The 24,573-nt window shown below is 43.0% G+C and carries 25 protein-coding genes; 13 read left to right on the forward strand and 12 right to left on the reverse strand.

Annotated features, from left to right (window positions below; all coding sequences use genetic code 11):
• Positions 1-94: 94 nt before the first annotated feature.
• The 5 genes from M5J74_RS30785 to M5J74_RS30805 all read left to right on the forward strand — a co-directional run bounded on the left by M5J74_RS30785 (position 95) and on the right by M5J74_RS30805 (position 5,701).
• Positions 95-265 (forward strand): hypothetical protein, encoded by a 171-nt coding sequence (locus M5J74_RS30785; protein ID WP_250017359.1) that lies wholly within the window; start codon positions 95-97, stop codon positions 263-265.
• Between the two features lie 18 nt (positions 266-283).
• Positions 284-1,495: an MFS transporter gene (locus M5J74_RS30790; RefSeq protein WP_250017361.1), complete on the forward strand. Its 1,212-nt coding sequence runs from the start codon at positions 284-286 to the stop codon at positions 1,493-1,495.
• Between the two features lie 83 nt (positions 1,496-1,578).
• The gene (ftsH, locus tag M5J74_RS30795; protein ID WP_250017363.1) at positions 1,579-3,567 is read left to right on the forward strand and encodes an ATP-dependent zinc metalloprotease FtsH; all 1,989 of its coding nucleotides are present in this window, start codon (positions 1,579-1,581) and stop codon (positions 3,565-3,567) included.
• 310 nt (positions 3,568-3,877) lie between these two features.
• A complete protein-coding gene (locus M5J74_RS30800) occupies positions 3,878-4,693 on the forward strand; it encodes a CemA family protein (RefSeq protein ID WP_250017365.1) in 816 nt (271 codons plus the stop codon).
• A gap of 60 nt (positions 4,694-4,753) precedes the next feature.
• Positions 4,754-5,701: an RNA polymerase sigma factor, RpoD/SigA family gene (locus M5J74_RS30805; RefSeq protein WP_250017367.1), complete on the forward strand. Its 948-nt coding sequence runs from the start codon at positions 4,754-4,756 to the stop codon at positions 5,699-5,701.
• A 270-nt stretch (positions 5,702-5,971) separates the two neighbouring features.
• Here M5J74_RS30805 and M5J74_RS30810 read toward each other — a convergent pair whose 3' ends face one another.
• Positions 5,972-6,205 (reverse strand): hypothetical protein, encoded by a 234-nt coding sequence (locus tag M5J74_RS30810; RefSeq protein WP_250017368.1) that lies wholly within the window; start codon positions 6,203-6,205, stop codon positions 5,972-5,974.
• 867 nt (positions 6,206-7,072) lie between these two features.
• On the opposite strand from M5J74_RS30810, the gene M5J74_RS30815 reads away from it, so the two are divergent.
• Positions 7,073-7,549, forward strand: a complete 477-nt coding sequence (locus M5J74_RS30815) for a hypothetical protein (protein ID WP_250017370.1) — start codon at positions 7,073-7,075, stop codon at positions 7,547-7,549.
• A gap of 55 nt (positions 7,550-7,604) precedes the next feature.
• On the opposite strand, the gene M5J74_RS30820 is transcribed toward M5J74_RS30815, so the two are convergent.
• Positions 7,605-9,116: a TolC family protein gene (locus tag M5J74_RS30820; protein ID WP_250017371.1), complete on the reverse strand. Its 1,512-nt coding sequence runs from the start codon at positions 9,114-9,116 to the stop codon at positions 7,605-7,607.
• A gap of 382 nt (positions 9,117-9,498) precedes the next feature.
• On the opposite strand from M5J74_RS30820, the gene M5J74_RS30825 reads away from it, so the two are divergent.
• From M5J74_RS30825 to M5J74_RS30835, 3 genes are all read left to right on the forward strand, one after another.
• Complete coding sequence (locus M5J74_RS30825; protein WP_250017372.1) at positions 9,499-9,981, forward strand: DUF2808 domain-containing protein; 483 nt, start codon at positions 9,499-9,501, stop codon at positions 9,979-9,981.
• Between the two features lie 277 nt (positions 9,982-10,258).
• Positions 10,259-10,573, forward strand: a complete 315-nt coding sequence (locus M5J74_RS30830) for a hypothetical protein (protein WP_250017373.1) — start codon at positions 10,259-10,261, stop codon at positions 10,571-10,573.
• Positions 10,574-10,851: 278 nt separating this feature from the next.
• Positions 10,852-11,199 carry a hypothetical protein gene (locus tag M5J74_RS30835; protein ID WP_250017374.1) on the forward strand — a complete coding sequence of 116 codons (348 nt, stop codon included), beginning with the start codon at positions 10,852-10,854 and terminating at the stop codon, positions 11,197-11,199.
• Positions 11,200-11,317: 118 nt separating this feature from the next.
• On the opposite strand, the gene M5J74_RS30840 is transcribed toward M5J74_RS30835, so the two are convergent.
• The 3 genes from M5J74_RS30840 to M5J74_RS30850 all read right to left on the reverse strand — a co-directional run bounded on the left by M5J74_RS30840 (position 11,318) and on the right by M5J74_RS30850 (position 14,531).
• Positions 11,318-11,875, reverse strand: a complete 558-nt coding sequence (locus M5J74_RS30840) for a transposase (protein WP_371934112.1) — start codon at positions 11,873-11,875, stop codon at positions 11,318-11,320.
• A 287-nt stretch (positions 11,876-12,162) separates the two neighbouring features.
• Entirely contained in the window at positions 12,163-12,564 is a 402-nt protein-coding gene (locus M5J74_RS30845) for a helix-turn-helix domain-containing protein (protein WP_250017375.1), read from the reverse strand.
• A 194-nt stretch (positions 12,565-12,758) separates the two neighbouring features.
• Complete coding sequence (locus M5J74_RS30850; protein ID WP_250017376.1) at positions 12,759-14,531, reverse strand: iron uptake porin; 1,773 nt, start codon at positions 14,529-14,531, stop codon at positions 12,759-12,761.
• Positions 14,532-15,165: 634 nt separating this feature from the next.
• On the opposite strand from M5J74_RS30850, the gene rppA reads away from it, so the two are divergent.
• From rppA to M5J74_RS33770, 4 genes are all read left to right on the forward strand, one after another.
• Positions 15,166-15,870, forward strand: a complete 705-nt coding sequence (gene rppA, locus M5J74_RS30855; RefSeq protein WP_250017377.1) for a two-component system response regulator RppA — start codon at positions 15,166-15,168, stop codon at positions 15,868-15,870.
• A complete protein-coding gene (gene rppB, locus M5J74_RS30860) occupies positions 15,857-17,185 on the forward strand; it encodes a two-component system sensor histidine kinase RppB (RefSeq protein ID WP_250017378.1) in 1,329 nt (442 codons plus the stop codon). Before rppA ends, rppB begins: the two co-directional genes overlap by 14 nt.
• Before the next feature lie 130 nt (positions 17,186-17,315).
• Entirely contained in the window at positions 17,316-18,923 is a 1,608-nt protein-coding gene (locus M5J74_RS30865; protein WP_250017379.1) for an iron uptake porin, read from the forward strand.
• An 88-nt stretch (positions 18,924-19,011) separates the two neighbouring features.
• A complete protein-coding gene (locus M5J74_RS33770) occupies positions 19,012-19,149 on the forward strand; it encodes a hypothetical protein (RefSeq protein WP_371934113.1) in 138 nt (45 codons plus the stop codon).
• Positions 19,150-19,578: 429 nt separating this feature from the next.
• Here M5J74_RS33770 and M5J74_RS30875 read toward each other — a convergent pair whose 3' ends face one another.
• The 7 genes from M5J74_RS30875 to holA all read right to left on the reverse strand — a co-directional run bounded on the left by M5J74_RS30875 (position 19,579) and on the right by holA (position 24,518).
• Positions 19,579-19,875 (reverse strand): hypothetical protein, encoded by a 297-nt coding sequence (locus M5J74_RS30875; RefSeq protein ID WP_250017380.1) that lies wholly within the window; start codon positions 19,873-19,875, stop codon positions 19,579-19,581.
• A gap of 29 nt (positions 19,876-19,904) precedes the next feature.
• The gene (locus tag M5J74_RS30880; RefSeq protein WP_250017382.1) at positions 19,905-20,240 is read right to left on the reverse strand and encodes a hypothetical protein; all 336 of its coding nucleotides are present in this window, start codon (positions 20,238-20,240) and stop codon (positions 19,905-19,907) included.
• 30 nt (positions 20,241-20,270) lie between these two features.
• Complete coding sequence (locus tag M5J74_RS30885; protein WP_250017384.1) at positions 20,271-20,414, reverse strand: hypothetical protein; 144 nt, start codon at positions 20,412-20,414, stop codon at positions 20,271-20,273.
• A gap of 170 nt (positions 20,415-20,584) precedes the next feature.
• Entirely contained in the window at positions 20,585-20,821 is a 237-nt protein-coding gene (locus tag M5J74_RS30890) for a hypothetical protein (RefSeq protein ID WP_250017386.1), read from the reverse strand.
• Complete coding sequence (locus M5J74_RS30895; protein ID WP_250017388.1) at positions 20,799-21,311, reverse strand: DUF433 domain-containing protein; 513 nt, start codon at positions 21,309-21,311, stop codon at positions 20,799-20,801. Before M5J74_RS30895 ends, M5J74_RS30890 begins: the two co-directional genes overlap by 23 nt.
• Before the next feature lie 993 nt (positions 21,312-22,304).
• Positions 22,305-23,321 (reverse strand): AAA family ATPase, encoded by a 1,017-nt coding sequence (locus M5J74_RS30900; RefSeq protein ID WP_250017390.1) that lies wholly within the window; start codon positions 23,319-23,321, stop codon positions 22,305-22,307.
• A gap of 231 nt (positions 23,322-23,552) precedes the next feature.
• Positions 23,553-24,518 carry a DNA polymerase III subunit delta gene (gene holA, locus M5J74_RS30905; RefSeq protein ID WP_250017392.1) on the reverse strand — a complete coding sequence of 322 codons (966 nt, stop codon included), beginning with the start codon at positions 24,516-24,518 and terminating at the stop codon, positions 23,553-23,555.
• Between the last annotated feature and the right edge of the window lie 55 nt (positions 24,519-24,573).

Genomic DNA, 24,573 nt, shown 5'->3' on the forward strand with positions numbered 1-24,573 from the left:
TAAAACATTTGGATGGGGCAGATGAGTAAGTCTGCCCTTCTGCAATCAACGATTAACTCAGTACTGATATGCTCAAAAATAGAGGATTAATCTCATGCTATTGATCTTTAGCTTGATTGCAATAGCTGTAGTGGCATTCATTTGGCTGCGTCGTTCTGGACATCATGGTGGAAATCGTGGCGGACACCACGGCAGTCATGGTAGCGATCGCGGAGGGCACGGCAGTCATCAAAGCCGCCATAGAGGAGGTGGAGGTTGTCACTAATCCTTTGTGGACTCTGTAATGAATAAAAAACTACTCCTACTCCTTTTCTGCGTGTTTGTCGTCTCGATCGGCTTTGGTGTAACATTGCCAGTACTGCCCTTTTATGCTAAGCATCTCGATGTGGCAGGAGTATCTCGTGAAACAATGGCGATTCATATCAGCCTTTTGACGAGTGTTTATGCCCTGATGCAGTTCATTTTTGCTCCGTTCTGGGGGCAACGGTCAGATCGGGTTGGCAGACGACCCCTGATCTTACTAGGAATTGCAGGTTCTGCGATTACTCAAGTGCTATTTGGCTTCGCTACTTCATTAGGAATGCTATACGTTGTGCGAGCAGTGGGTGGATTCTTATCTTCTGCTACGCTACCTGCTGCAACTGCTTACGTATCCGATCTCACGACAGAGAGCGATCGCAGTCGAGGCATGGCGTGGCTTGGCACGGCGGTGAGTCTTGGCGTTATCGCTGGTCCAGCGTTCGGAGGACTTACCACCCGCGAAGATATACATTTCACTGTAGGTTTTGTAGATTTCAAGATTGAGAACTTCGCACCTCCATTCTTTCTATCAGCGGTGCTAATGCTCCTCATACTCGCGATCGCTGTGCGATGGTTGCCTGAATCTCTAGCTTCACGAGCGGTAATGACCTCCAGCAATAAATTAGCCTTCAGGTGGAGAACGCTGGAAGGTAAACTGCTTCTACTTTTAGTTCTAACAGCTGTTGCACAGTTCGGACTAACGATTTTTGAAGCTACTTTTGCACTCTATGCTCAGGAGAAATTGGGTTATGGTCCGGTGCAAACAGGAATTGTTTTTACGATCTGTGGGCTGGTGATGGCTGTATTTCAGACTATTGCAGTTGGCTATCTTTCAAATAGAATGAACGCAGTTGCTCAAATTGCTTCTGGTTTGAGCTTGATGGGAATTGGCATTATACTCTTGTTGCTGGTACGGAATATGCTTCTAGTTTTCGGAGTTGTTGGCTTATTAGCACTGGGTATGGCATTGGTTACTCCCAACCTCTCAGCCCTAATTTCAAAACGAAGCGGTCAACACACTGGTAAAGTGTTAGGAATGCAAAATGCTGCTAACAGTCTCGGACAGGTAGGTGGTCCGATGCTAGGAGGTGTACTCTTCGCATGGCAACCAAATGCACCATACCTTTTTACCGGAGCCTTTTTGGTTAGTATCAGTCTTGGAGTTATCTGGCAAGCGAAAAGTAGGCGGCATTAATTGATTAATTATTTAAAAATGTCATGGGATGAAATCCCTCGTTAGAACATAAGTGTGAGCAAAGTTTAGCTTGGAGACTAACAATGCCCGTTGAAAAAGATGGAAAACCCAATTCCCCTAATCCTCAACACTTTGGTAGCAGTCTATTGACGCTCCTGTTTTTCCTTTTTCTCTTCCACTTTTTCATTGCCCCTGGAATGCGTTCTCCAACAACTGAGGTTTTGTACAGCCGATTTCGCAAGGATGTGAAAGATGGTAAGGTTGCTCAAGCACTATTGGCAGAAAACCAGATTCAATATACTCTCAAGGCAGATTTACCCAAACAGCAAAAGCCCCAACCAGACAATTCATCCACGCCTCCATCTAATCTGCAATTTCCTCAAACCGATGGCTCAACCTCGGCTCCCGCCAAAATCTACACGACTACGCCCATTCCAAACGATCCGAGCTTGCCTCAGCTCTTGGCAGATAATAATGTAGAATTCGGTGCGCTGCCACCCGATCGCAATGCCTGGATCGGTACGCTTTTAGGGTGGGTAATTCCTCCCTTGATCTTTTTTGGTATCTGGGGTTTGCTGCTCAACCGTGCCCAGACAGGTGCAGGTGCAGCCCTAACCGTAGGAAAAAGCAAAGCCCGCATTTATTCGGAAGGACATACTGGAGCCACATTTGCTGACGTAGCTGGAATCGATGAAGCGAAAGCAGAACTTTGGGAAATTGTGGAGTTTTTGAAAAACTCTGCTAAATATACTCGTGTTGGAGCCAAAATCCCCAAAGGAGTGCTTTTGATTGGCGCACCAGGGACGGGCAAAACTCTCCTAGCAAAAGCTGTAGCTGGGGAAGCGGGAGTTCCTTTCTTTAGTATCTCTGGCTCCGAGTTCATCGAGTTATTTGTCGGTGTTGGCGCGGCGCGGGTGCGAGATTTATTTGAGCAGGCGAAGAAACAAGCTCCCTGTATTGTTTTTATCGACGAACTAGATGCTCTAGGTAAATCTAGAGCCGGAGCAGGATCGATAATGGGAGGTAATGACGAGCGGGAGCAAACCCTGAATCAACTATTGACCGAGATGGATGGCTTTGAAGCCAATACGGGAGTCATTATTTTAGCGGCGACTAACCGCCCTGAAGTTTTAGATCCAGCTTTACGCCGTCCTGGTCGCTTCGATCGCCAAGTAGTTGTCGATCGCCCAGACAAGCTAGGACGGGAAGCTATTCTCAAAGTACACGTAAACCAAGTTAAGTTAGCAGCTGATGTAGACTTGGCTGCGATCGCCGCCCGCACGCCAGGATTTGCTGGTGCCGATTTAGCCAATTTAGTCAATGAAGCCGCCCTGCTAGCTGCTCGCCAAGATCGAGAAGCCGTAACGATGGCTGATTTTAACGAGGCGATCGAGCGAGTGATTGCTGGATTGGAGAAAAAATCTCGCGTTCTCAACGAGACGGAAAAGAGAACTGTGGCTTACCATGAAGCAGGTCATGCTATTGTCGCAGCCTTGATGCCTGGAGCTGGCAAAGTCGAGAAAATCTCTATTGTCCCTAGAGGTGTAGGCGCATTGGGCTACACGCTGCAACTGCCTGAAGAAGATCGCTTCTTGATGGCAGAAAATGAAATTCGCGGTCGCCTTGCTACACTTTTGGCAGGACGCTCCTCAGAGGAAATTGTCTTCGGTACAGTGTCAACGGGAGCTAGTGACGATATCCAAAAAGCAACCGATCTTGCCGAACGTATGGTTACCCTTTATGGTATGAGTCATAAGCTAGGACCTGTGGCACTAGAAAAAGTGCAGCAACAATTTTTGGATGGTTTCTCCAATCCTCGTCGTCCGGTTAGCCCTGCGATTGCGGAAGAGATCGATCGAGAAGTTAAGGAGATTGTAGATGGAGCGCATCAGATTGCCTTACTCATTCTAGAAACTAATCGTTCTTTATTAGAGGAAATGACTCAACACTTAATACGTGCAGAAGTTCTAGAAGGAGAGCAACTACGTCGTTATTTAGAACAGGTTCAAGCTCCTAATGATTTGGTAGATTGGCTACGCACAGGTCAGTTAATGTCTAAAAAAGTTAACTGAAATTTTTAGTGTATTTTTGCTGCTAAATATAAAAATAATTTAACCTAATAAATACTGCCAAAAATATAAGCTCTGGTTGAAAATTTTCTTGCAAAAATAACAATATTACTAATACTAAATCTAGAATAAATCTGTAATATTTAACTGATTTTTCTAATAATCAAAAATTTTCTTCGACTTAGAATGAATTTCATCTTGATTTCATCTTGCCTTTCGTATAATAAAGTTTAATCACTTACACCTCATGCTTAGCTTAGTCTCAGGCTTTTAGTTTACGAGCTTAAAAGCCTGAGTTTTTATAACGATAAGAATGAAATCGAAATCGTCATCTAGAAAAACTAGCTTCATTCCCCGATCTATCCTTCGGACTATAGGAAAGGTTAGACAGGCATTCGATCCACAAGCAGAGTCAAAGCTAGTTGAAGAGTTTCGTGCTTCTCAGCAACGTACGCTTATATCCATTCGTTTTCTGTTAATTCTGATTGTAGTTCCCATGCTAGTAAGCCAACTTTCTAGAAACTTTGTAATTAGCCCATTAGTTAAAGCTTTATGGAACAAAGAGGAATTAGTGACTTTCTTAAACTCTTCTCAGGAAGAGAGAGCTTTAGCCGAGCTAAAAAGATTTGAGCAAGCAATTTACTTTGAGCTTCGTATAAATAAAACTCCAAAACTATCTAACGAAATTTCACAAAAAAACCTGAAGGAAAAAGCTATTAGTTTGACTGAAAAGTATAGAGATGAAAGTTTTGATGCGTTAACGAATGTTTTTGTAGGTCTGCTTTCAGCATTCATTTTTATTATTATAATTATAATTAACAAAAAACAACTAAATATTATTAAGTCTTTGCTTGATGACATAATTTATGGATTAAGCGACTCTGCTAAAGCCTTTTTAATTATTCTCTCTACCGATCTATTTGTAGGCTTTCATTCTCCTTACGGATGGCAAATAATTTTGGAAGGTGCTTTGAAGCGTTTTGGTCTTCCAGAAAATAAAGATTTTATTTTTTTATTCATTGCTACTGTCCCCGTTATTGCAGACACTATTTTTAAGTATTGGATTTTTCGCTACCTCAATCGCTCTTCTCCTTCAGCAGTAGCAACCTATCGTAGTATGAATGAATAGTTAGTTCAAATAAATATGTTATCAAAATAAAATATTTTTTCATTATCAATGTTTACTATCATGAAGGATACTCAGACAAGCACCGACCTCGTATACATTTACCTACGTGAAATTGGTCGCGTACCACTGCTAACTCACGAACAAGAAGTTTTATTTGGTAAACAGGTACAGCGAGCGATCGCCTTGCAGTTGGTAAAAGATTCGCTAACCAAGCAGTTAGGTCGAGAACCGTCGCTTGATGAATGGGCAAAAGCTTCAGGCAAATTAGATAATACTGGGCTAACAAAAGCGATCGCAGATGGTGAGAATGCTAAGCGCAAGATGGTAGAAGCTAATTTGCGACTGGTGGTTTCCATCGCCAAAAAGTACACCAAGCGCAATTTAGAACTTTTAGACTTGATTCAGGAAGGAACCATTGGTTTGCATCGGGGTGTGGAAAAGTTTGACCCAACTAAAGGTTATCGGCTTTCAACTTATGCCTACTGGTGGATTCGTCAAGCTATAACTAGAGCGATCGCGCAGAACAGCCGCACCATCCGGCTGCCTATCCATGTCACTGAGAAGCTGAATAAAATTAAAAAGACACAACGCCAGCTATCCCAACACCTAAAACGCACGCCGTCAATTTCTGAGTTAGCAGCAGCACTAGAATTGACTCCCAACCAGGTAATCTCGTATCTAGAGGTAGCACGTCAACCTATATCTCTAGAAAAACAAGTAGGAGAAGATCGAGATACAGAGCTGGGTGAAATGTTGCAAGATCCTGCTGCTTCTCCAGAGGAGTTTGCGATTCAGTCATTAATGTCCGATAACTTAAAGCAAGTGATGGCAGCAGTTTTGACACTGCAACAGCAGCAGGTATTGAGCTTGCGTTTTGGTTTAGAAGATGGACGATCGCTTTCGCTGAAAAATATAGGCGAGCGGCTTAACTTTAGTCGCGAACGGGTGCGGCAGATTCAGCAAGAAGCCTTAGCCAAACTCCGCCAGTGCAAAGCCGAGCTTAGATAAACAACTGTAATATTTATGCTGTTGCATTGGCTTATACGGCTTACAACATAAATACTGATATGACTTTAGACACACCAACAGGTATGTCTATAATTCAAATTTATAGACAATGCTAAACATATACCCCCAGACCTCAACATAAACATCAGGTCTGAACGAGCCAGAATAAACTAAATAGAAAATCACTAAAAGCACTTTAACAAATAGGTGATTTTGCTCTTAGTGATATTTGATAACTAGAAAGTTTGGAGGATAATTTTGTCAATAAAACTAACCGTTGGAGCCTATTGTAATAGATCTCGATCTACCAGAGGCATAGTGTCTATTTGCAAAGTTGAGAGCTATTGAGTCTGTAAATGTATAGATTGCAGCTCCTGCTGGATCTTCAGCATATGCATCAGCAGAGCTGGATGCATACGAGTGTTTTATAGACATGCCTCCTGTCACACTAGCTTCATTTTCTTCATTGACGATCTCCAAACCCTTTATGTCAGAAACAATCATGAAATTACTCCTTAAGTGCCTTAATTCTTCTTACACTTGCAACGACTGAGTAACTAAACTCAATCTCCAGAAGAAAATAACAGATTCTTATTGTTATAAAAAGCAGTTTTTACATCTCTTAAAAACTACTAAAAGACTCTATTTATGTAAAAGTAAAAAGTAAAACATATACTAATTTTTTGACATTTTTAAGAAATTTCATCCTAATTTCATTCTCTTATGTTGTGCATCAAAATGGTCAATTTTTTTGACATTTTTAAAAAATTTCATCCTAATTTCATATCGTTGTGCTGACTTGTAAGCACCTAAATTTAATGATATTTGTTTGCATCAAGTATCGCGGCTACCTAAAGTGCTTTTTCATTAGGTGTGAGGATAAACAATTTTTTTTGGAAGGCTATACAAGTTAGCCCTTCACTGGTTTGTGCAATCTTAAGCTTAGCCCAAGTCTCTCTTGCTTCGCAGTCAGATATCGTCCCCAGTTCACTGATGAGAAAAAGTTTTGTTAATCCCAAAGCGCCTTCGCCTGAAACTACCCCAATAACTCTCACTATCCGAAAGCAGGACTCGTGGAGTAGGTCTGAGACTATTGTTAAGTGGTTAAATCTCCTCCCCTACAGCTCGAATGCTAACGACCTACGGCTAAATAATTCTCCTAATTTCGAGCAAAGCCAGTGCGACTTACCCAATTTTATTTTCAAAAGCAAAGCATCTGTAGATTGGGAAGGAAGCGCGATCGCAAAGTAATTTTAACTCTGTTTGGTATTTCATCTAAATTTCATCTTACTCTGTCAATCTAGTTAGCAAGAGATTCATCTTGAGTGAGTTTCAAAGCTAATTAGCAGAGTTAAATTTTGAGAAGCTCAAATGAAGAAAACACTAGTTTATGTCACCGTATTTGCGCTAGCTACTGTAGCTTTAACTACTACTAGCTATGCAAGTACCAAGATAGATAGCGATAACGTTTCTAATATTGAGAATGAGGTGCAATCTCCTGCTAATCGCTGGCAACTAGTCAAACACGCTTTTAAATTAAACGTCCCAAAAAATATTAATGGACTCTCCCAGCTTATTATTGACACTCCATCTACTGTAGCAGTGAGTAATGATATAGATGTGCTAGCTCAAAACGGTCAAAAAGTTAATATTAATGTTTCTGTTAAAGATAAAAAAATTATCATAGATTTTCCAGGAAAGAATATTTCTAACACCAAGCTTATAGTTGAACTCAACAAAGTTAGGCAACTATCTCAGGGTCCTGATTCCGTTTATAACCTTTGGGCTAAAGTTGTTGGCAGTAATACAGAAATTCCTGTAGGTGTAGTTCGGTTTCGTACATATTAATTCCCAATTTCTGACTGCATTTACAGGAATTTTAGCTCTTTTTGTATAAGATAGCTTACTTACTGTTTGTTTGTAAAGCTGATGAGTTTCTACTAGGAAGATTACTAACAGCGCGTTGCAGCGTTGCTAAAGCGCGATTGTAATTCAAAATTGCATTTAGCTGATTCACCTGCGCTCGTGTCAAGTCATTTTCAGCACTAATTACGTCTAGTTGAGTACCAACTCCTCCCTGAAAGCGCACGCGAGCAGTCTCCAAACCTAATTGAGCTTGTTGCAAAGCTGCGGCAGCAGTTTGAATACTGCGAGCATTTGCTTGGAGATTTTTGTATGCTTGCTCGACTTGAAAACGAATCTGGTTACGAGTTTGAGCAAAGCGGGTTTCGGCGATCGCCCGATTATTCCTCTCCTGGGCTGCTGCAAATCTAGCTGCTCCACCATCAAAGAAATTCCAGCGCAGTCTAGCTCCTGCTGCATATCCATCTTGCAAGTCAAATTCGTCGCTTAAATCATCCAACACTTGATAGTTGGCAAACAAACTAATTTGCGGTCTTGCCTCAGCCAAGGCGACTCGACGCTGCTGCTCGGCAATTCTACGTTGTGCCAACTGCTGTTGCAGCTCTACTCTATTTTTATACGCCAGCACGATACTTTCTTCCAGGGATAGTTCCCATTCCCCTGCTTGCCGCACTGGATCGGCAGCACTCACATCTACTGTCTCGCTCAAACTCAACAATTCCACTAATCGACGACGGGCAATATCTTGTTGGCTTTGAGCATCGATCAGTTCCTGCTCTGCATTACCAAGCTGGACTCTAGCTCTAACAATATCAAACTGAGCTACTATCCCACCTTCTTCTAACGCAATAGCATCCTGCAAACTTTTTTGGGCATTATTAACTGCTGCTTGGGAAATTCTCACCTGTTCGTCTGCTTCTTGCAGGTCGTAGTAAGTATTTGTGACATCTAGACGAGTTTGTTCGTTCAGTCGCTCTACTTCCAATTGATCGAAGCGCACCTGCTCCTGGGCAGCCCCGATTCTACCAGAGCGCCTACCAAAGGTGAAAATGTCATAACCAACCTCTAAAGTACCGCCTAAAGGAGTTTCAGGGGAAGACTCTTCACCGTCGTCGAGATCGTCTAGTTTGTCGCTAGCATTTTGTTCGCGGGAAAATTCTGCTTCACCGCTCAAAGTGGGTAATCGAGCTGCTTGCGCTTGTCTTAGGGCCGCTTGACTGCGCTGCAAAGTTTGTCGTACAACCTGGAGTTCTCGATTATTCCTTTGCGCTAGCGCGATCGCCTGTTGCAAAGTAATTGGTTGTGCTTGCTGCAACCGGACTTGTTCTGGACGGGTAGGGAGATCGAGTGAGTTCTGGCTGGGATTCAGCGAGTCCGGCAACTGACTTTCTGAGGGAACGGTTGGGGATATAGGTTGAGTTTGGGCGCTTGCCGATTGAATTTGACTGAGAATGAAAATAGCACTAACACTCATTACCGTCAGAAGACAAACCATCTGCATAAGTTTTTTACTAGCTTGAAGCCCTTCTCTGACAGGCAACGGAATCATCATGAAACGCACTTTAACTTTCAAATTTAGAGGTGACTGAAAAGCACTAAGATTCAAGTATTTCATATGGAGATGAAATTTGGATGAAATCTATACAGCCTCTAATTAATTCTTCAACTTTGTAGGTATTTGTGACAAAGTGTTGAGGTTTGACATTCGCTCAGATTTTCTAAATCCCGTTTTTTCTTCCAGAATATTCGTTGTTTCAGACTTAAAGTTTCTTCAACCACAGCTCACTTGGTACTGAATAAATAATTTTCTTTAATAACTCAAAATTTCATCCTAATTTCATAGTCGTTAGTTTACCTTATCATTAGGTTCACACAACCAAAATGAGTCTAAGTATGAATTAATTTAGCCATTCTTTAGTAAGAATAGAGTCAAAATGCTCAAACCACTAATTTACGCTACTGCGCTTAGTTTAACAGCCGCAGTATCAGTTCCATCTGTCTATGCAATTCCCGCGACAGATGCTATGAAGGTTCCTCATATTGTTAGTTCAGTCCAATTTCCTCAATCTAAAGCATCAATCGTCAGACACACTTTTCGATTGCAAATTCCCCCAAATAGTAAATCTCTCTCTCAACTGACGATTGACGTACCTGCTGGGTTAAAGGTAAAGAATAAGATCGATGTTTCTGACCGATCGGGTCGCCAAATTGACACCAATACCTCTGTTGATGGTAGTAAAGTCACGTTAGTATTTCCCACACCCGTTTCTCCTGGAAACGAACTCAAAATTGCTATGAGAGATGTAAAAATCTCAGGAATTACCAATGCTTGGCTGTACAAGGTTTACGCTAGACTCGTTGGAATTGATGCAGATCTTCCTATCGGTTTTGCTCGCTATCGGGTTTATGTGCGGTAAGAGTTAAGATTTCACTTCAATTTCATTTAAGCCTGTCAAGATAGTAAATATAAGTTCGAGCGAGATATGTTCTCTGGCAAGGATGTTAAGGGTATGGCTCACACTTGAATAATTTCTCATTCACTTACAAGTGAAGTGATTCTATGACTTGTTTGCAGTGTATATTTCTGCCTAACCAGTTGAACAACCTGAAAAATTAGTTAGATAAGATTTTCTATTTATCTAACTAAAGATCGGCAATGCATCGATTCACGTTTTTTTATTTGGAGAGTTTACCATGAAAACATTTTTGATCGGTACTGCATTCATCCTAACGATCGCATCTTTTGGTTCTGCTGCTTATGCAAACCCTGATAACTCCGGCAGCAAAGAAGGCTGTCAAGCTACACCGATCTCAGAACCTTCTGGAGGAGCTAGTAGGCAACGACTTGCAAACGAGCAAAAGTGCCATGCTGGAGGAGTTGTAGAAGATCGGCAGTCCACTGAGGCATCTAACACAAAAGGTTATAAAGTTCCTATAGCAAGACCATCTGGAGGAGCCTCTAGGGAAAGACTTGCAGCTTTGCAGAAGTGCTATTCAGGTACTCAATAGTTCCAACAAAAGTTTAGACAACACAAAGCTAGAACCAAAGATAACACTATCCAGCGTTGAGGTTAGACACATACTAGGTTCTCTCCTTCATAGAGTTGAAATTTTGGCTCTAGCTACTTACTAGTTGTAGAAATACTTGGTTCACATAGAAAAGGGTAGAAGTAGTTTTGTCTAGAACTCTACTAAATACCTGGAAGAAGCTAACTTTTTTGCTGGTAATTATATCCAGCAGGTGTCGTTACAGATAGCAAAGCAAAGTTGATTCAGGAGTCAATGTTATGAAATTAGCCATCCTTGGTGGTCTATCAGTTTTATTGTTTTCTATTGCAGATGTGCCTACATTAGGAGTTGAGATAGCAGCAGCCGATAGTGAAAAAAACAGTACTGCTATTAGATATCAACTGCGTCCCTTTAATCTAGTGTACTTGGCTTATCAAGGTTACTTTCGCGACCAAGGCATTCCTGGCTACAGTGCATTCCTTGCAGCTTACGAGGCGGGGAGAGTCAGTGCTGAAGATCTCGTGCAAAGTGCAGTTAAAAAGAACAAAGTTTCCCCTGAAACTGCAAGCGATCGAGGCTACCTCAGAGCAGTCAAGTCCCAGATAGAAAGTTTGAGAAAAGATTAACAAAACACCTAGCGCCAAATAATAACAACAAACCTGTATTTGGAAAACTATATCTGCTTTTCAAATATAGGTGTTTGGCAATCGCACTAGTGCAGCACGGCAGAAATAAAGCGTCAGTTTAGACAACGGTTTTGTTACCTGTGTACTTCCAGTTAAATGGTTCTGCCAAGATGTCATTGAAGTAGGCAATAAAGTCCAGGGTTTGGAGCTGTAAATCGAGTGTAGAAGTGAAGTTTCCGCGCCGCAACAACCGTCTGGCTAAAATACTAAACCAAATTTCAATCTGATTCAGCCAGGAGGTATGTTTAGGAACGTAAACAAAGCGAATTCGATGCTGAGAATCACTCAAGAAAGCCGCCCGACTTACCATTGACTTCAAGATGCCAGATTTGCCTTTGATCCCTAAGTCGAGGTTGAGTTGACAGCGTTGCGCCACCAAACGCACTAACGCTTCAGATTGGTGGATATTGAGTTGGTCTGTGATGAACAGCCATGCGGCATCTGGGTCGGTCGCAATTGTTTGCTGGATATGTGCGGCAAAGTCTGCTTCCGTGCGAGTTGCGCCTACAGATGGAGCTATCACCCGACCAGTTGCCACTTCAAAATTGGCAATCAGACTTTGAGTGCCGTGGCGGATGTATTCAATCTCCTGGCACTCAACCTTGCCTGGTCGCATCGGTAAAGCGGAATGGGTACGTTCTAGAGCGAGGAATAGCAGTCATTTCATCCGTACTAATCAAGTGTGTGCCTTGCTCATGTAAGCTGGCAGCGGCTTGGTACAGGTCACAGACTACCTGAATTTGCGCTTGAAAAATAACTGGGTCTTCAGGGTCGGCATTTAGCCAGTATCGATTCCGGTGTGGTTGCAGTGCTGCTTCTTTTTAAAAAACGTCCTACATGGCGGACAGAAATGTGTTCTACGATGCCTCGTTTGAGCGACTCGGCTCTGAGTGCTTGGGGAGTTCAGTGCGAGAGTGGATAACCAGAAGCATCCGGTTTCTCACACGCAATCGCCAAAATCTCGACGATTTGAGCCAAACTGAAATGAGCCGGAGTACCTGGACGGGGTTCGTCCGCTAACACCATCTCTATTAACTGCATCAACTGCTTATCATCTGCGCTTACTTCAACAGCAGACAGTCGTTCACCAGCTTTCAGCCAGCATTCTCGCCAATGGCGCACCGTTTCGCGATGGATGCCTAGAACTCTTGCCACTTGCTGGTTCTGCTTGCCTTGCGCCACTTCGAGGATAATTTGCACTCGCCGCACTAACTGCTGAGAACTACTCTCGCGTCGCGCTATCTTTTCTAGGACACGCTGCTGACGGCAAGTTAGGTTAATAAATTGAGGTTTCGGTCCTGGCAACTTCTATCTCTGAACGCTACTTTTTACCCATTCTAACTGATGAATTATTTCTGCCGTGCTGCACTAGTAGTTAGTATTTTCAACAATCTACACGTTCGCAATTTGTTATAAGTACATTCATAAATCCGCTGCGATCGCACAATCCTTGCCCGTTCGTTAACAGACGAGCAAGGACAGGTTTTTAGAACTAAGTTCTAGAACCTAAAGGTCGTTCGTATAGTTCCAACATAGATGTTGCTGTTGTCATTGTTATGTTCGGGGTTGAAAATTACGATCGCGCCAGGAGTGACCTCAATATTATCGGTAATAGGAAAACGGTATAGTGCCTCTAGGTGATAGGAAGTATCGCGATCGCGGCGACCGCCAAATTCGTTATCGCCAGCTCTTGGTGGCATACCGAAGATCAGACCGAGTACGCTGCCTTCTTTTCCCAAGTCTTGTACGGCTAAGGTTGCTGCCCAGTTCCAGATTTCGGCGGACTGGGAAGGGCTGTTTTCATTCAGGGCAACAGTGTAACCGCCCCAACCTGAAATTGTAATTCTGTCACCTAGCTTGAGGCTAGCTTGCGCGGCATAGTGATTGGCTGACGTTGCGGCATTGTTGAAGGGGTTATTAGCAAAGTTACTGCCAGTACCTCCCGAAACGCTAATACTGTTGTTAGTAGTAACGCTATCGGTCGCGGCATTGTCATAGCTGTGAGCGTAAGCCAAACCTAAGTTTATGGTGTCGGAGGGACGGAAGGCTAGCTGAGCGATCGCCGCATAATCTCCGTTGAACAGTCCAAAACTGTTATCAGGATTATTAGAATTTGGTGCTTTATAGCCGAGAGACAGACCAATACGACCTTTGGGGTTGATGTTGACAGTTAAAGCAGAACCCGCAGTACCCTGTTGGCGATAGATCGGGTTAAAGCGTCCAAAGTTAGAAATGGCTCCCCGACCGCTGCTTTCAAACACGGGGTTGAAAGTGTAGATGTTGTCAAAGAAGTCAGAATTGGCAAAGTCAACTTTGACATCGGCAATGTCGCCTACTGGAAACTTGTACCAAAAGTCGTCGATGACAACATCATTGCTATCACTACCATCGAACGATAAGCGCGTCATAGCAGTACCTGTATCACCTGAAGCACCAGGAGTTCCCGTGCGCGTGAAGGGAGTGATATTGCGGGCTTGTAGTCGAGTTCTCAACTCATCTTTTCCAGTAAAACTGGTATTAAAAGTCAAACGAGCGCGGTCAGCTAGTATGGTGTTGATGTCCAAATCTCCTCTAGAACCTTCTGCTTCACCGCTACGAACAGCTCGCTCATCACCAAAGACATCAGCTACAGCAGCAATTACTTCTCCAGTTAGTGTGGTGGTAGTAGAAAACTGATTGGCTTCTAATTCAGATGTTTGTGCTTCCAAGGCATCAACGCGACCGCGCAGCGTAGAAAGTTCGGCAGAAAACTCCTCTTGTAACCGTTGTAAAGTTGCTAGGTCTTCTTTAGTTACATTGTCAGCCGTAGCTGTAGCAATTAATTCATTCACTCGATCTAGACAAGCATTTAAACCAGCAGCGAACTCGTAACGAGTCAAAGCGCGGTTGCCGCGATAAGTTCCGTCGGGATACCCAGCAATGCAACCGTAACGCTCGACTAAGGACTGCAAGGCTTGAAATGCCCAGTCGGTAGGCTGTACGTCGGATAGCTGGGAAACAGAGGTGACTTGAGCCAGAGCATCTGTGGTTTGGCTGTTTTGGTTAATTTCATCAAAGCTGGTTTCATCTAACTGTTGAGTAACTGATTGTAATGTTGAATTAGATTGGCTTAGTTGTGCAATTTTTTGTTGTGTCATTTTTTGTTCTGAGGGATTTATAATTATCTCCGACGCAGGAGCTTCAGCAGCTTGGGTGCGGACTGTCAAAAATAGAGTAGTACCTACAAGCGTAACTGGACACAATCCCAAAGCAATCCACAAAAACTTTGTCATAGTTTTCGCTCACACCTATGTTGTTAAGTTGACAGAAATGCCCAACTTATTCGGCAAATAGCGTCATGTTTGTCGCTACTACCTGCTTATTATTTCAGACAGAGATGAAATTCGGATGAAATCCTTTTTAGAATTGAGGACTATGTTGAAGCGAGAAGAAAGCTACAGTTCTATTTCACACTTTGCTAGTAGCAAAGTTTTTAGAAGATATTATAAAAATTTTACTTTAAGAGCGAAAGTTAATTTTTTTAAACTTGCGTATAAAATTGTTAAATGAGAAACGGAAATACTTGCATTGTCGGCTGATGCAATCTTTCCTTCGATAACTTTTTGAAAGGCAATTAAATAAATCTAAACTAGGTAAGCAGAAGCAAAAAAAAACGCTGGAATTTATTAATTTTTGGTAGTTGGTAAGCAGCTAAATTTTAAATAAAAATGCAGTTAAACATAAATTCTTAATGGTTAATTCGCTAAAGCAAATATTTTGTTATTTAACTACTAAATCGATTTTGCCCAGAAAGAGTTGATATTTCATCCTGATTTCATCTATGTCTGTCAATCTATTCTTAGTAGATAATTTAACTGACAGTTAATAGATGAAAGACACACGTATAATAGCGTAAGGATGAATTTTATGAGAATACTACTAGTTGAGGATGAACCAGACTTAGGAGCTGCAATCAAGCGAACCTTAGACCAAGAAAAGTATGTGGTTGACTTGGTTCTAAATGGTACTGAAGCCTGGGAATATTTAGAAAACCAGCACGCGCAGTATAGCATGGCTATCTTGGACTGGTCGTTACCTGGAATGTCAGGTATAGAGCTGTGCAAGCGGTTAAGGAGTCAAAACAGCCCGTTACCAGTGTTAATACTGACAGCTAGAGATAGTATCGAAGATAGAGTGACTGGTTTGGATGCAGGAGCAGATGACTATCTAGTGAAACCGTTTAGCATGGCGGAACTACTAGCAAGGGTAAGAGCGCTCCAACGGCGATCGCCTCAGATTCAACCCCAAAAACTCCAAGCAGGTAATTTAATTTTGGATTACGCAACCCGAAGTGTTTATCTGGTCGAACAAAGTGGAGAGCGGCAGTTAGTGCCACTAACGAAAAAGGAATTTCAGCTATTAGAGTATTTTATGACAAATCCGAACCGGATTGTTAGCAGCGAGCAGATTCGCAATCAGCTTTGGGAAGTGAATGCGGATACGACTAGCAATGTCGTAGCTGCTCAAATTCGCTTGCTCAGACGACAACTTGCAGTCATAGGCAGTGCTTATGCAATCGAAACAGTTCCTGGCAGGGGCTATCGCCTCAATATTCCCAATGCAGCAAAATAAACTTTTTACTCGAACTCGCTGGCAATTAGTTGCCTGGTATGCAGCCGTCATGGGCTTTACTTTAGGTCTACTTGGTTTTGGAGTGTACCAAGCTATTATTCACGCTCACTGGCGCACTCTAGACCGAGAACTAGAGATTGTGGCTGGAACGCTACATGATTCTATCGAAAAAACTTTGATACAACCTGGGCGCTTGGAACAGACAACTAAGCAGCTCTTGCCACAAATGCCGCAATTGGGAAACCGTCACATACTTGGAGCCATTCACCGAGATGACTACTACATCAGGTTTTTAGACCGTTCTGGACGGGTCATCGCTCTATTTGGTTCTCAACCAAATGGGTTGCCGCTTACTTCAGGAGAGGCTGCATGGCAAACCCTTGTCGATGCTAAGGGAAATCGATATCACCAAATATCTTTATCATTACATACTCAGGACAATCGCCCTTGGGGATACATGCAGATGGGGCGAAGTCTCAAAGATGTTGACGATTACCTAACTAACGTGAAGTTAGTTTTGCTGGTGGGATTGCCAATCGCTATGGCAATGGTGGCAGTTTCCAGCTGGTGGCTGGCAGGGTTAGCAATGCGACCGATTTACCGCTCGTATAGGCAAGTTCAACAGTTTACAGCAGATGCAGCTCACGAATTGAGAACGCCTTTAGCGGCACTAGGTGCAACTGTCGAATCAGCTCTGCGATCGCCCGATCTGTCTCAAGCAGAAGCATACGATATTTTACACACTTTAAACCGCCAAAATCAACGGCTAACAACGTTAGTTGCCGATCTACTTTTACTATCTCGCATGGAGCGGCGACCTTTACCAGCACGTCATCAGCTTTGTTGCTTAAACGATATTATTGGCGATTTAGTAGAAGAATTAACATCCTTGGCTCTTGACGCAGGAGTAACGTTGACATCTGACATCCAAGTAAAAAGTTTGTTGCGCGTCTTTGGGGATGAAGAGCAACTGTATCGTCTATTTACAAATTTGATGGTTAATGGCATTCAGTACGCGCCATCGGGCGGTTGCGTAACTGTGATTTTAGAGCGTAGCGGTCATTACGCGCTGATTCGGGTTCGAGATACGGGTATTGGCATTGCACCTGAGCAACAACAACGAATTTTCGATCGCTTCTATCGCGTCAGTAGCGATCGCTCTAGAGCATCGGGTGGATCTGGGTTGGGGTTAGCGATCGCCATCGCGATCGTTCGAGCACATGATGGTAGTTTAGAGGTGCAGAGCGAATTGGGTAAAGGCAGTACTTTCAGCGTGCGATTACCCTTAGAAGCTTCATCACTTCCAAACAACTGAAGAATAGTCCTAGTTAGAAGAGCGATCCTGAATTATTCAGTTGGCAAATCGTACAGTGATTTCATCCTAATTTCATTGAGTAGGAGTTAAGGTCGTGACAGTGTTTTGAGAGTGAGGAGTCACGACCGAAGTGAAAAAAGCATATTTACTGTCGTGCGGCACTAGTCTGCTTGTAGCGATCGCATATTGCCTACCTGCTGTTGCTGGAACTGAGTTTTCCCCCTACACCCTATCTTCCAAATCCTCTAACAGCCTAATAGCTCAGGAAGCTTCAATTACCTCAGTCTCCCAGCTATCCGACGTACAGCCTAATGATTGGTCATTTCAAGCATTGCAGTCTTTAGTCGAGCGTTACGGTTGCATCGCAGGTTATCCCGACAGTACATATCGTGGCAATCGGGCACTGACCAGATATGAATTTGCTGCTGGTTTGAATGCGTGCCTGGAGCGAGTAAACGAGCCGATCTCTACTGCAATGAGCGACCTAATTACCAAAGAGGATTTAACCACTCTGCAAAGGCTCCAAGCTGATTTTGCGACTGAACTTAGTACCCTACGAGGTCGGGTAGATGCACTGGAAACAGCTACAGCCCAACTTGAAGCGAATCAGTTTTCTACTACGACTAAACTCAACGGGCAAGTCATTTTTGCTCTGAGTGGAGCTGTCGGGAAAGACAAAGCCGTTCCTTCTGGCGTGTCAGCAGGTTCGGCTGGCAGGGTGGATGAAAATTTCACCCTCAGCAATCGGGTGCTGTTAGATTTCGAGACTAGTTTTACTGGAAAAGATACGCTGACTGTCTCGCTTTATGCTAATAACTTCCCTGATTTTAGAGACGTAACGGGTACTAACATGGGACGACTCGTGTACGAACGAGATACCGTTGGCTCTACCGAAAATGACTTGGGAGTGTTTTATCTTGCCTACGAATTTCCGATAAGCGATCGCCTGACGGTTCTTGTCGAACCCTATGGTGGTGTTTTAGGGGATTTTGTCGATCCGATCGATCCCTATTTTGGAGATGTAAAAGATGGTGCTATTTCTGCGTTTGGCTACCGCAGTCCCATCTACTCGCAAGTTGGGTATGGTTCAGGGGCAGGTCTAACCTATGAATTCAGCGATGCAGTTAACCTATCTCTAGCTTATTTAGCCAGTGAAGCCGAAAACCCTACGTCTGGGTTGACTGGTGGTCCCTTTGTAGCATTAGCCCAGCTTACCTTGAAGCCCACTAAAACTATCGCTCTGGGTCTGACCTACGTGCGCTCCTATAATGGTCTTGATGCCGGAGTTGCAGGAGTTGGAAGTACATACTCCAATGACCCTTTTGATGGAGAAAGCTATACGTCAGATTCTTATGGCTTAGCAGCGAATTTTCAAATCAATCCCAAGTTTGCCTTGGGCGGTTGGGCTGGCTACACGCGACCTGAAGCTGTCTCAGGTGCAATTGATGGAGCTAATGCTTCTATCTTTTACTATGCAGTAACTCTAGCTTTTCCAGATCTCTTGCGAGAAGGTAACTTAGGTGGTATTGTGGTTGGCTTACCGCCGAAAGTTACTAGTAACGATATTAATGACCGTGAAGATAGGGATTCCTCTTTGCACCTAGAAGCTTTCTATCGCTTCCAAGTTACCAAAAATATTGGCATTACTCCAGGAGTGCTGGTCATTACCAATCCCGAACACAATAAAGATAACGATACGATTTACGTGGGAACAATCCGGACTACGTTTTCTTTCTAAATCCGATCTGAGAGTTTTGTTGCAAAAAGGAATATTCAGTGTTTGAAGAACGACTGAGGTTCGACCGATCCTTCTCCCCTCAGTTGAGTTGGTTGGGAAGAATTCAGCCGCGATCTTGTCTGGGGCGCTGACACTGCGCGTTACTGCTTTCGTCCTAATGTCACCCTTAGCAGGAGCGATCGCCATCGCTTGGATCGCAAGTGCATTACGATCGCAACTCATTTAGCGCGAATGCTATTCGTTGGTTTACTACCGTTCGTTACAGCAGTGTAGCAAGTATACTCGTTGAGTTTTGCGCTCAATGTCTTCAATACCTTCTTTACACCGACATACAAAGGGATAATCCCGCAAGTAACAGGACAGAATGACTATCCGCAAACGCTGGCTCTTTCCAGCGTCACTTACTAATTGTTAAGTGTATTGAGTTCAGGTTTTGCCGGAGCTGTCGCTGCTTTTATCGGTGCAAGGTAGATTTTCTCCTTAGATGCTCTAAACTTAGTAGTTAGGGCTATTTTAATCTTTAGCTCACCAGAACAGCTCAGAGTCTATTCTAGCCAACCAGCGGTTAGGACAACAGGCAGAACATGGCAAGACAGCACAACTCATCACCGCCGCAGCGCACTTACGCCGTGTGGCTTACAGTTTCAATGTTGTACTAATACTCCGGTCGATCCCGCTCTAGTTGCTGCAGCGGTGGTTGCTGCCCGACAATAGCACTGCCGATCGCCTGCCAGCGTTCGAGATCGCTGCCAGTGATGCCAGTAGTATAGAGGATTTTGCCTGTAGTTACACTGACTCGCATCAGTTCGCCCCGTCCGTCCTTAGCAACAACAGAAAAGATATTGGCTTGACGATTGAGCAGCAGTTGATAATTTTCTCCTTCTGCCATCTCAGTCCGAGTGTCAAGCTCTTGAGTCTGTTGGTGATTTTTCAATGTTAGAAAAAACTGCATCAGAGTTGGGGCAGTTGCAGTCGCTAGAGTCAGTTGGATTGGGTCGTTGGACTAGTAGTGAGTGCATTAGGAGGTAGTGTTTGGGGCTGCTCTAACACTGCTTCAATTGATTGGCTCGTACTAATTTGACGCTTTTGTTCTATACTTCTAGAGCAAGCCGCACTCTGCTCCATCGCTTCTAAGTAACGGTTTCTTTTCACGTGAATTTGCGCTAATACTTCTGGTAGTCTGATGTTGCAAAACTTCTGCCACTTCTCATCATTTAGCTGCTTTAATTCTTCGATAGGAATAGCCGATTCCACTTGAATGCCATGACGACGATACCAGGCGTTCAATCCATCTTCTTTGAGAACACTATCTAACATCCGTTCGACAAGTTTGAGTCCGGTTCGCGGTTATTCCTGATTGCATAAGTCTTTTACAAATTCTTTAACGCATAGAATTGCCATTTCTACGTGTTTCTTGTCTTGCCTTCCCCACTGCGGTAAGCCACGTAAAGATTTTAATTTTCCTTCCAAACAAAGAACGGGATGAAGCACTTTGATGTTGACACTAGATAATTTAGATTCCCCAGGAAATGGAATGGCAGTACCCGTAATTTCAGAATCATTTAAACCGTATACTGACGCGAGAAAATCAATTCTGAGGTTAGCGTCCTGGCGTTTGACTGTAACTATCTCAGAATTGGGGCTGGGGTCGAAAACTCGGTTCAGTTTGGCTTCACCTGTAAAGCCTGATTACAGGTAAAGACTTCAATTTTACAACCATAAAAATCCAAGTCCTCACTAGCAAAGGGAAGCATCTGTTGCAATTGTGGAGAGCGATCGCGATACTTGGATGCCCACAAATTAATTGCTTGTTCTCCTACGACAACAGCATCTAATTCTGCTGCTTGTAGTTTGACAAAGATATCGTACAAATCTTCAGGAGTTAGTTTCTTCACCATAGCGAGAAGGGATGGATTCTTCCCATTTGATGTTTTCGGCTCGCAGACTCCAATACTGGGGGTATAGGGTCATATCCGCTAACTTTTGTGCTTCTTCTGGTGGCATGTCGAGCAACTGCATTCTCGCCTCTATCTTTTCTCGAACTAGTTGCGCCATCTCTCCATCTTCGTATAAAGTTGTCAAGCCTGTTGCTTGGGCAGAATTATCTGCTTGTTGGAGAGGGTATTGCTGTAAGAGTTGAGCTAAAGGATGCTCTGGCGGTAATGTATCTACAAAAGCAATGGCTGCATCGATACCTTCGGCATACAGAAGCGAAAAATTGGTAAGTAGATCTTGTTTGGTGTAACCTTCAAGAAGTTTTGTGACTACCCACTCGACACTAAAGTGAGTGCTAGAGATAAAAGGCTTGCCACCCAAGAAATTTGAGTCGGAAACTATAAGCTTTTCAATAAACTGGCACTGCTGGTAATTTTTGCTGTCAGATATCATAGTTACAGAACCAATGCAGTTAGTTGCTAACTCAGAAGACTAATGAAAATAGCCTTCTCTTCACGCTCTAACTCGTGAAGTGAAAAAAAATAGCTATAATTTCTCCTCGTTTCATTGCTGTTTACTTCATAACATTATTTGTGAAATAGTTAAATGTATTAGAAAGATGCAAAATACTACTATTTCAGACTTATTGTAACTCATGCCACCTGTTAATTTCTTGAGTTGATTGACGCTCCTCACTGTCATCGAGACAGCAGAAGGCAAACCAGCACAACGTCCAAGTAAGCCCGACATTTGGCTAGAAACTCGGCATTGGGGTGAAGAACGGTCAAGATTCTGCGGTGATACTTGCGCTCAAACATACCTAAATAAAATATATCTTTATAATTCAACTTTAATTATAAAGATATGGTTTGATTTCGTTCAAAACTAAATATTGGCTAACAACATGATGTAAACTAAATCATTGCGATACTAAATTTTATACAATTAGTTCAGTTTGTACTGAAAAAACTTGGGTTTGATTTTGTTGTCTATGTTGTTCTAAGTTTTGAGTAGAAAAGCTAGTCAGTTATTGTAATATAACGATCGTTCATATTAGTTTCCATTGATATAAATTATGATTGAAAAAATGAATCGTTTCAAACAACTAGAGATTGTAGTTAATTGGATGCTCAGCATTTTTTTTGTTTTGCTAGCAGGGGCAAATTTTTTGTTCGCTCGGCAATTATTAGCTCTACTGTCACTCGTGCCAGCAATTGGGCTTTTTCCACCTCTAAAATCTTCTCCGGTTTTCAGACTAGTTATGCTAGTTATTGGAGTATTTGTAATGGTGCTTAGTTAGTTGTTGAAGTTCCGCACATTTTTGTACTAAATTCGCTCGCTAAGAATATCCAAAACCTATAGCAATCTCGATCTAATTAACGACACAATAAACTATATCGAGTCACTCTAGATTTTCAGAGAATCAACTGAAAATCTAGAAAAAGTCTATGGCATGAGTAGAACATCCCATACTAGCCGAGGTTGTGCTAGTTGTTTGAGTTGGTTTTTGGCATTGTCTAGTTTGGCAAGCCATGTAGGGTCTTTGAGCTGATGCCACCAACAATATTCTAAGTATTCCAGCAACCAAAGTTGTTGTTGGAAGTCGAGCAATTCTGCTTCTTTGCCGATTGACAGTGCTGTTATCAGATCTGTTGGAGGTAATTGGAGGTGGGAAAGCAGTTCTGGTGGAAGCGATCGCAGTTTTTGGTAATGATAGATAGCACGACCTGGGCTGCCATTGGCAAGAGCAATTATTTCAGGACGAGCAATAATTTCTGTATATCCAATCTGAGAGAGAACTTGAAGGAGATCGGTATTCAGTAGAGGAAAAAATGGGATTTTCTGGCATCTACTGGTCACTGTAGGTAGTAGTTGCGCCGGATCGCTGCTAATGAGGATGAGAATGCCTGTGATTGGTTGCTCCAAAGTTTTGAGCAAAGCGTTGGCAGCAGCAGGGTAGATGGCATCAGCATGTTGGATAATTGCAACTTTGAATGAGGCATATAGAGCCGAAGTAGATAAGAATTGGGAAACTTTTCTGATTTGGTCGATCCTGATAGCCGGAGGAGATTTGCAGAGTAGTTCGCCTTCTGTTACTCGTGTTGCGGCAATTAGTTCTCCTTGATGTACGTATGTTGGTTCTATCCAGAGAAGATCTGGATGATTTTGTAGATTAGCAATACCTAACCATTCGTTAATAAAAGCGATCGCCGCCAGAGTTTTGCCAACACCATCTGGTCCTGCAAATAGGTATGCTGGGGCTATGCGGTTAGAGTCGATTGCATTTTGCAAGGTAGAAAGAGCAATTGGTTGACCGACAATTCGATCGAAGGTGAATTGCTGAGTCTGTTGTGGCAGTTTGTTTTGTGACGCTTGGTGGTTAGCATTGTCTATACATTGTTCCACCTTGTCTTGGGTTGTAGTGGTTTGCTCTAGTTGTAATAATTCTAGTTGAACGTCCATGTCTATTTGTGAGTTTTGTGGATCTTTGGTATGCCGTTCGCTTTGGAAACTGCCAGGGTACGTTAAGGTGTGCGCTGTGGCGATCGACCAAGCAATCTAAATCGAATCGGGAAATTCTTTTTGATTCGACCATAAATAACTGCTAGTGGAAGAAGCAACATTGCGATCGTCCGCAACAGTGGCAGCAAGGTAATAGCGGTTTTGTCGCTCGATCGCCGTGAAGATTTTGTCTCAGACAGTGCAGAGATTAATAACGTATGTTGCTAAAATGTCGGCATTGCCTCCCGATTTGAGCAAAACTTCCAACTCCAGCAGGATAGCCATTGCATTTCTGAGCTTTGTCAAGGATACGGCTCTAATCTCTTGCTTGATAAAGAACAGTCTTTTAGGGTTTTTGAGTTCGATAAATTTAGCAATTGCAGCATCGTCTTTCCATCCCGCCTCTATGCAAGCCTTAGCCGATAGCCAGGTACGAAAGCAGGTAGCGAGCGTAGCGACAATTCGCAGGGGAGGTTCGTTTAAAGCTAACAGGCGATCGAGTTGTTTTAGTGCCAATGTTGTATCGCCCGTCCGACAGGCAGCAGCCAGCTCCAAACTACTACTAGAAGTGTTAGCTACCAATTGTCTGACAATTTCAGCACCGATCGCTGCGTCTTGTGCGTAGAGTTTGAGTTTTTCTAGTTCGTTCCATGCTTGGCGAGAGTTATTGCCTACAGCTTCTACTAAAGCAGCTACAGCATCATTGGTGAGTTTGACACCGATAGCGGATGCAAACGATTTAACTTGTGACACGATCTTTGTGGATTCCCACTGCGGAATGAGTGGGAATGTTTTGAGCTGTGCGTATTGCAGGATTAACTTAACAGATTTGTTTCTTTCATCTGGTTTCTGAGTCGATGTCATCAAGAGAATGTTATTTTCTGGAATATTTGGTAGCGTCCTTTCTAACTCTGCAATGACTTCTGACGGACATGCTCCCAAGAGGCTGCTTTGAGGTAGGTGTACGATTTTTCCACCTTCTCCCAAGGGTGCTGTTACGATCTCCACCAGAGCGTTAGCAATGTTGTCTTTATCTACTGGTGCTATTTGAATGTAGTTCAGCAATCCCCATTCTCGATCTAAGTGTTGTGCGCGTAAAGCCTCAACTGCTTTTGATAGCAGGAAATCATCTTCTCCCCAATAGATGTATACTGGCATAGTGCGTGAAAATTTTCTATTTAATAGTTTCAGCGCCAGCTGTTTCGTTGTCTTA

The organism is Chroococcidiopsis sp. CCNUC1 (assembly GCF_023546805.1).
Lineage (GTDB): Bacteria > Cyanobacteriota > Cyanobacteriia > Cyanobacteriales > Chroococcidiopsidaceae > Chroococcidiopsis > Chroococcidiopsis thermalis.

What these genes read in the sequence shown, in the direction of transcription:
- M5J74_RS30800 (WP_250017365.1), top strand. Translation starts at nt 3,878, where the DNA reads ATGAAATCGAAATCGTCATCTAGAAAAACTAGCTTCATTCCCCGATCT.
- holA (WP_250017392.1), bottom strand. Translation starts at nt 24,518, where the DNA reads ATGCCAGTATACATCTATTGGGGAGAAGATGATTTCCTGCTATCAAAA.
- rppB (WP_250017378.1), top strand. Translation starts at nt 15,857, where the DNA reads ATGCAGCAAAATAAACTTTTTACTCGAACTCGCTGGCAATTAGTTGCC.
- M5J74_RS30785 (WP_250017359.1), top strand. Translation starts at nt 95, where the DNA reads ATGCTATTGATCTTTAGCTTGATTGCAATAGCTGTAGTGGCATTCATT.
- M5J74_RS30835 (WP_250017374.1), top strand. Translation starts at nt 10,852, where the DNA reads ATGAAATTAGCCATCCTTGGTGGTCTATCAGTTTTATTGTTTTCTATT.
- M5J74_RS30900 (WP_250017390.1), bottom strand. Translation starts at nt 23,321, where the DNA reads ATGGACGTTCAACTAGAATTATTACAACTAGAGCAAACCACTACAACC.
- M5J74_RS30880 (WP_250017382.1), bottom strand. Translation starts at nt 20,240, where the DNA reads ATGTTAGATAGTGTTCTCAAAGAAGATGGATTGAACGCCTGGTATCGT.
- M5J74_RS30830 (WP_250017373.1), top strand. Translation starts at nt 10,259, where the DNA reads ATGAAAACATTTTTGATCGGTACTGCATTCATCCTAACGATCGCATCT.
- M5J74_RS30825 (WP_250017372.1), top strand. Translation starts at nt 9,499, where the DNA reads ATGCTCAAACCACTAATTTACGCTACTGCGCTTAGTTTAACAGCCGCA.
- M5J74_RS30815 (WP_250017370.1), top strand. Translation starts at nt 7,073, where the DNA reads ATGAAGAAAACACTAGTTTATGTCACCGTATTTGCGCTAGCTACTGTA.
- M5J74_RS30890 (WP_250017386.1), bottom strand. Translation starts at nt 20,821, where the DNA reads ATGGTGAAGAAACTAACTCCTGAAGATTTGTACGATATCTTTGTCAAA.
- M5J74_RS30875 (WP_250017380.1), bottom strand. Translation starts at nt 19,875, where the DNA reads ATGCAGTTTTTTCTAACATTGAAAAATCACCAACAGACTCAAGAGCTT.
- M5J74_RS30840 (WP_371934112.1), bottom strand. Translation starts at nt 11,875, where the DNA reads ATGCGACCAGGCAAGGTTGAGTGCCAGGAGATTGAATACATCCGCCAC.
- M5J74_RS30895 (WP_250017388.1), bottom strand. Translation starts at nt 21,311, where the DNA reads ATGATATCTGACAGCAAAAATTACCAGCAGTGCCAGTTTATTGAAAAG.
- ftsH (WP_250017363.1), top strand. Translation starts at nt 1,579, where the DNA reads ATGCCCGTTGAAAAAGATGGAAAACCCAATTCCCCTAATCCTCAACAC.
- rppA (WP_250017377.1), top strand. Translation starts at nt 15,166, where the DNA reads ATGAGAATACTACTAGTTGAGGATGAACCAGACTTAGGAGCTGCAATC.
- M5J74_RS30790 (WP_250017361.1), top strand. Translation starts at nt 284, where the DNA reads ATGAATAAAAAACTACTCCTACTCCTTTTCTGCGTGTTTGTCGTCTCG.
- M5J74_RS30810 (WP_250017368.1), bottom strand. Translation starts at nt 6,205, where the DNA reads ATGATTGTTTCTGACATAAAGGGTTTGGAGATCGTCAATGAAGAAAAT.
- M5J74_RS30820 (WP_250017371.1), bottom strand. Translation starts at nt 9,116, where the DNA reads ATGATGATTCCGTTGCCTGTCAGAGAAGGGCTTCAAGCTAGTAAAAAA.
- M5J74_RS30805 (WP_250017367.1), top strand. Translation starts at nt 4,754, where the DNA reads ATGAAGGATACTCAGACAAGCACCGACCTCGTATACATTTACCTACGT.
- M5J74_RS30850 (WP_250017376.1), bottom strand. Translation starts at nt 14,531, where the DNA reads ATGACAAAGTTTTTGTGGATTGCTTTGGGATTGTGTCCAGTTACGCTT.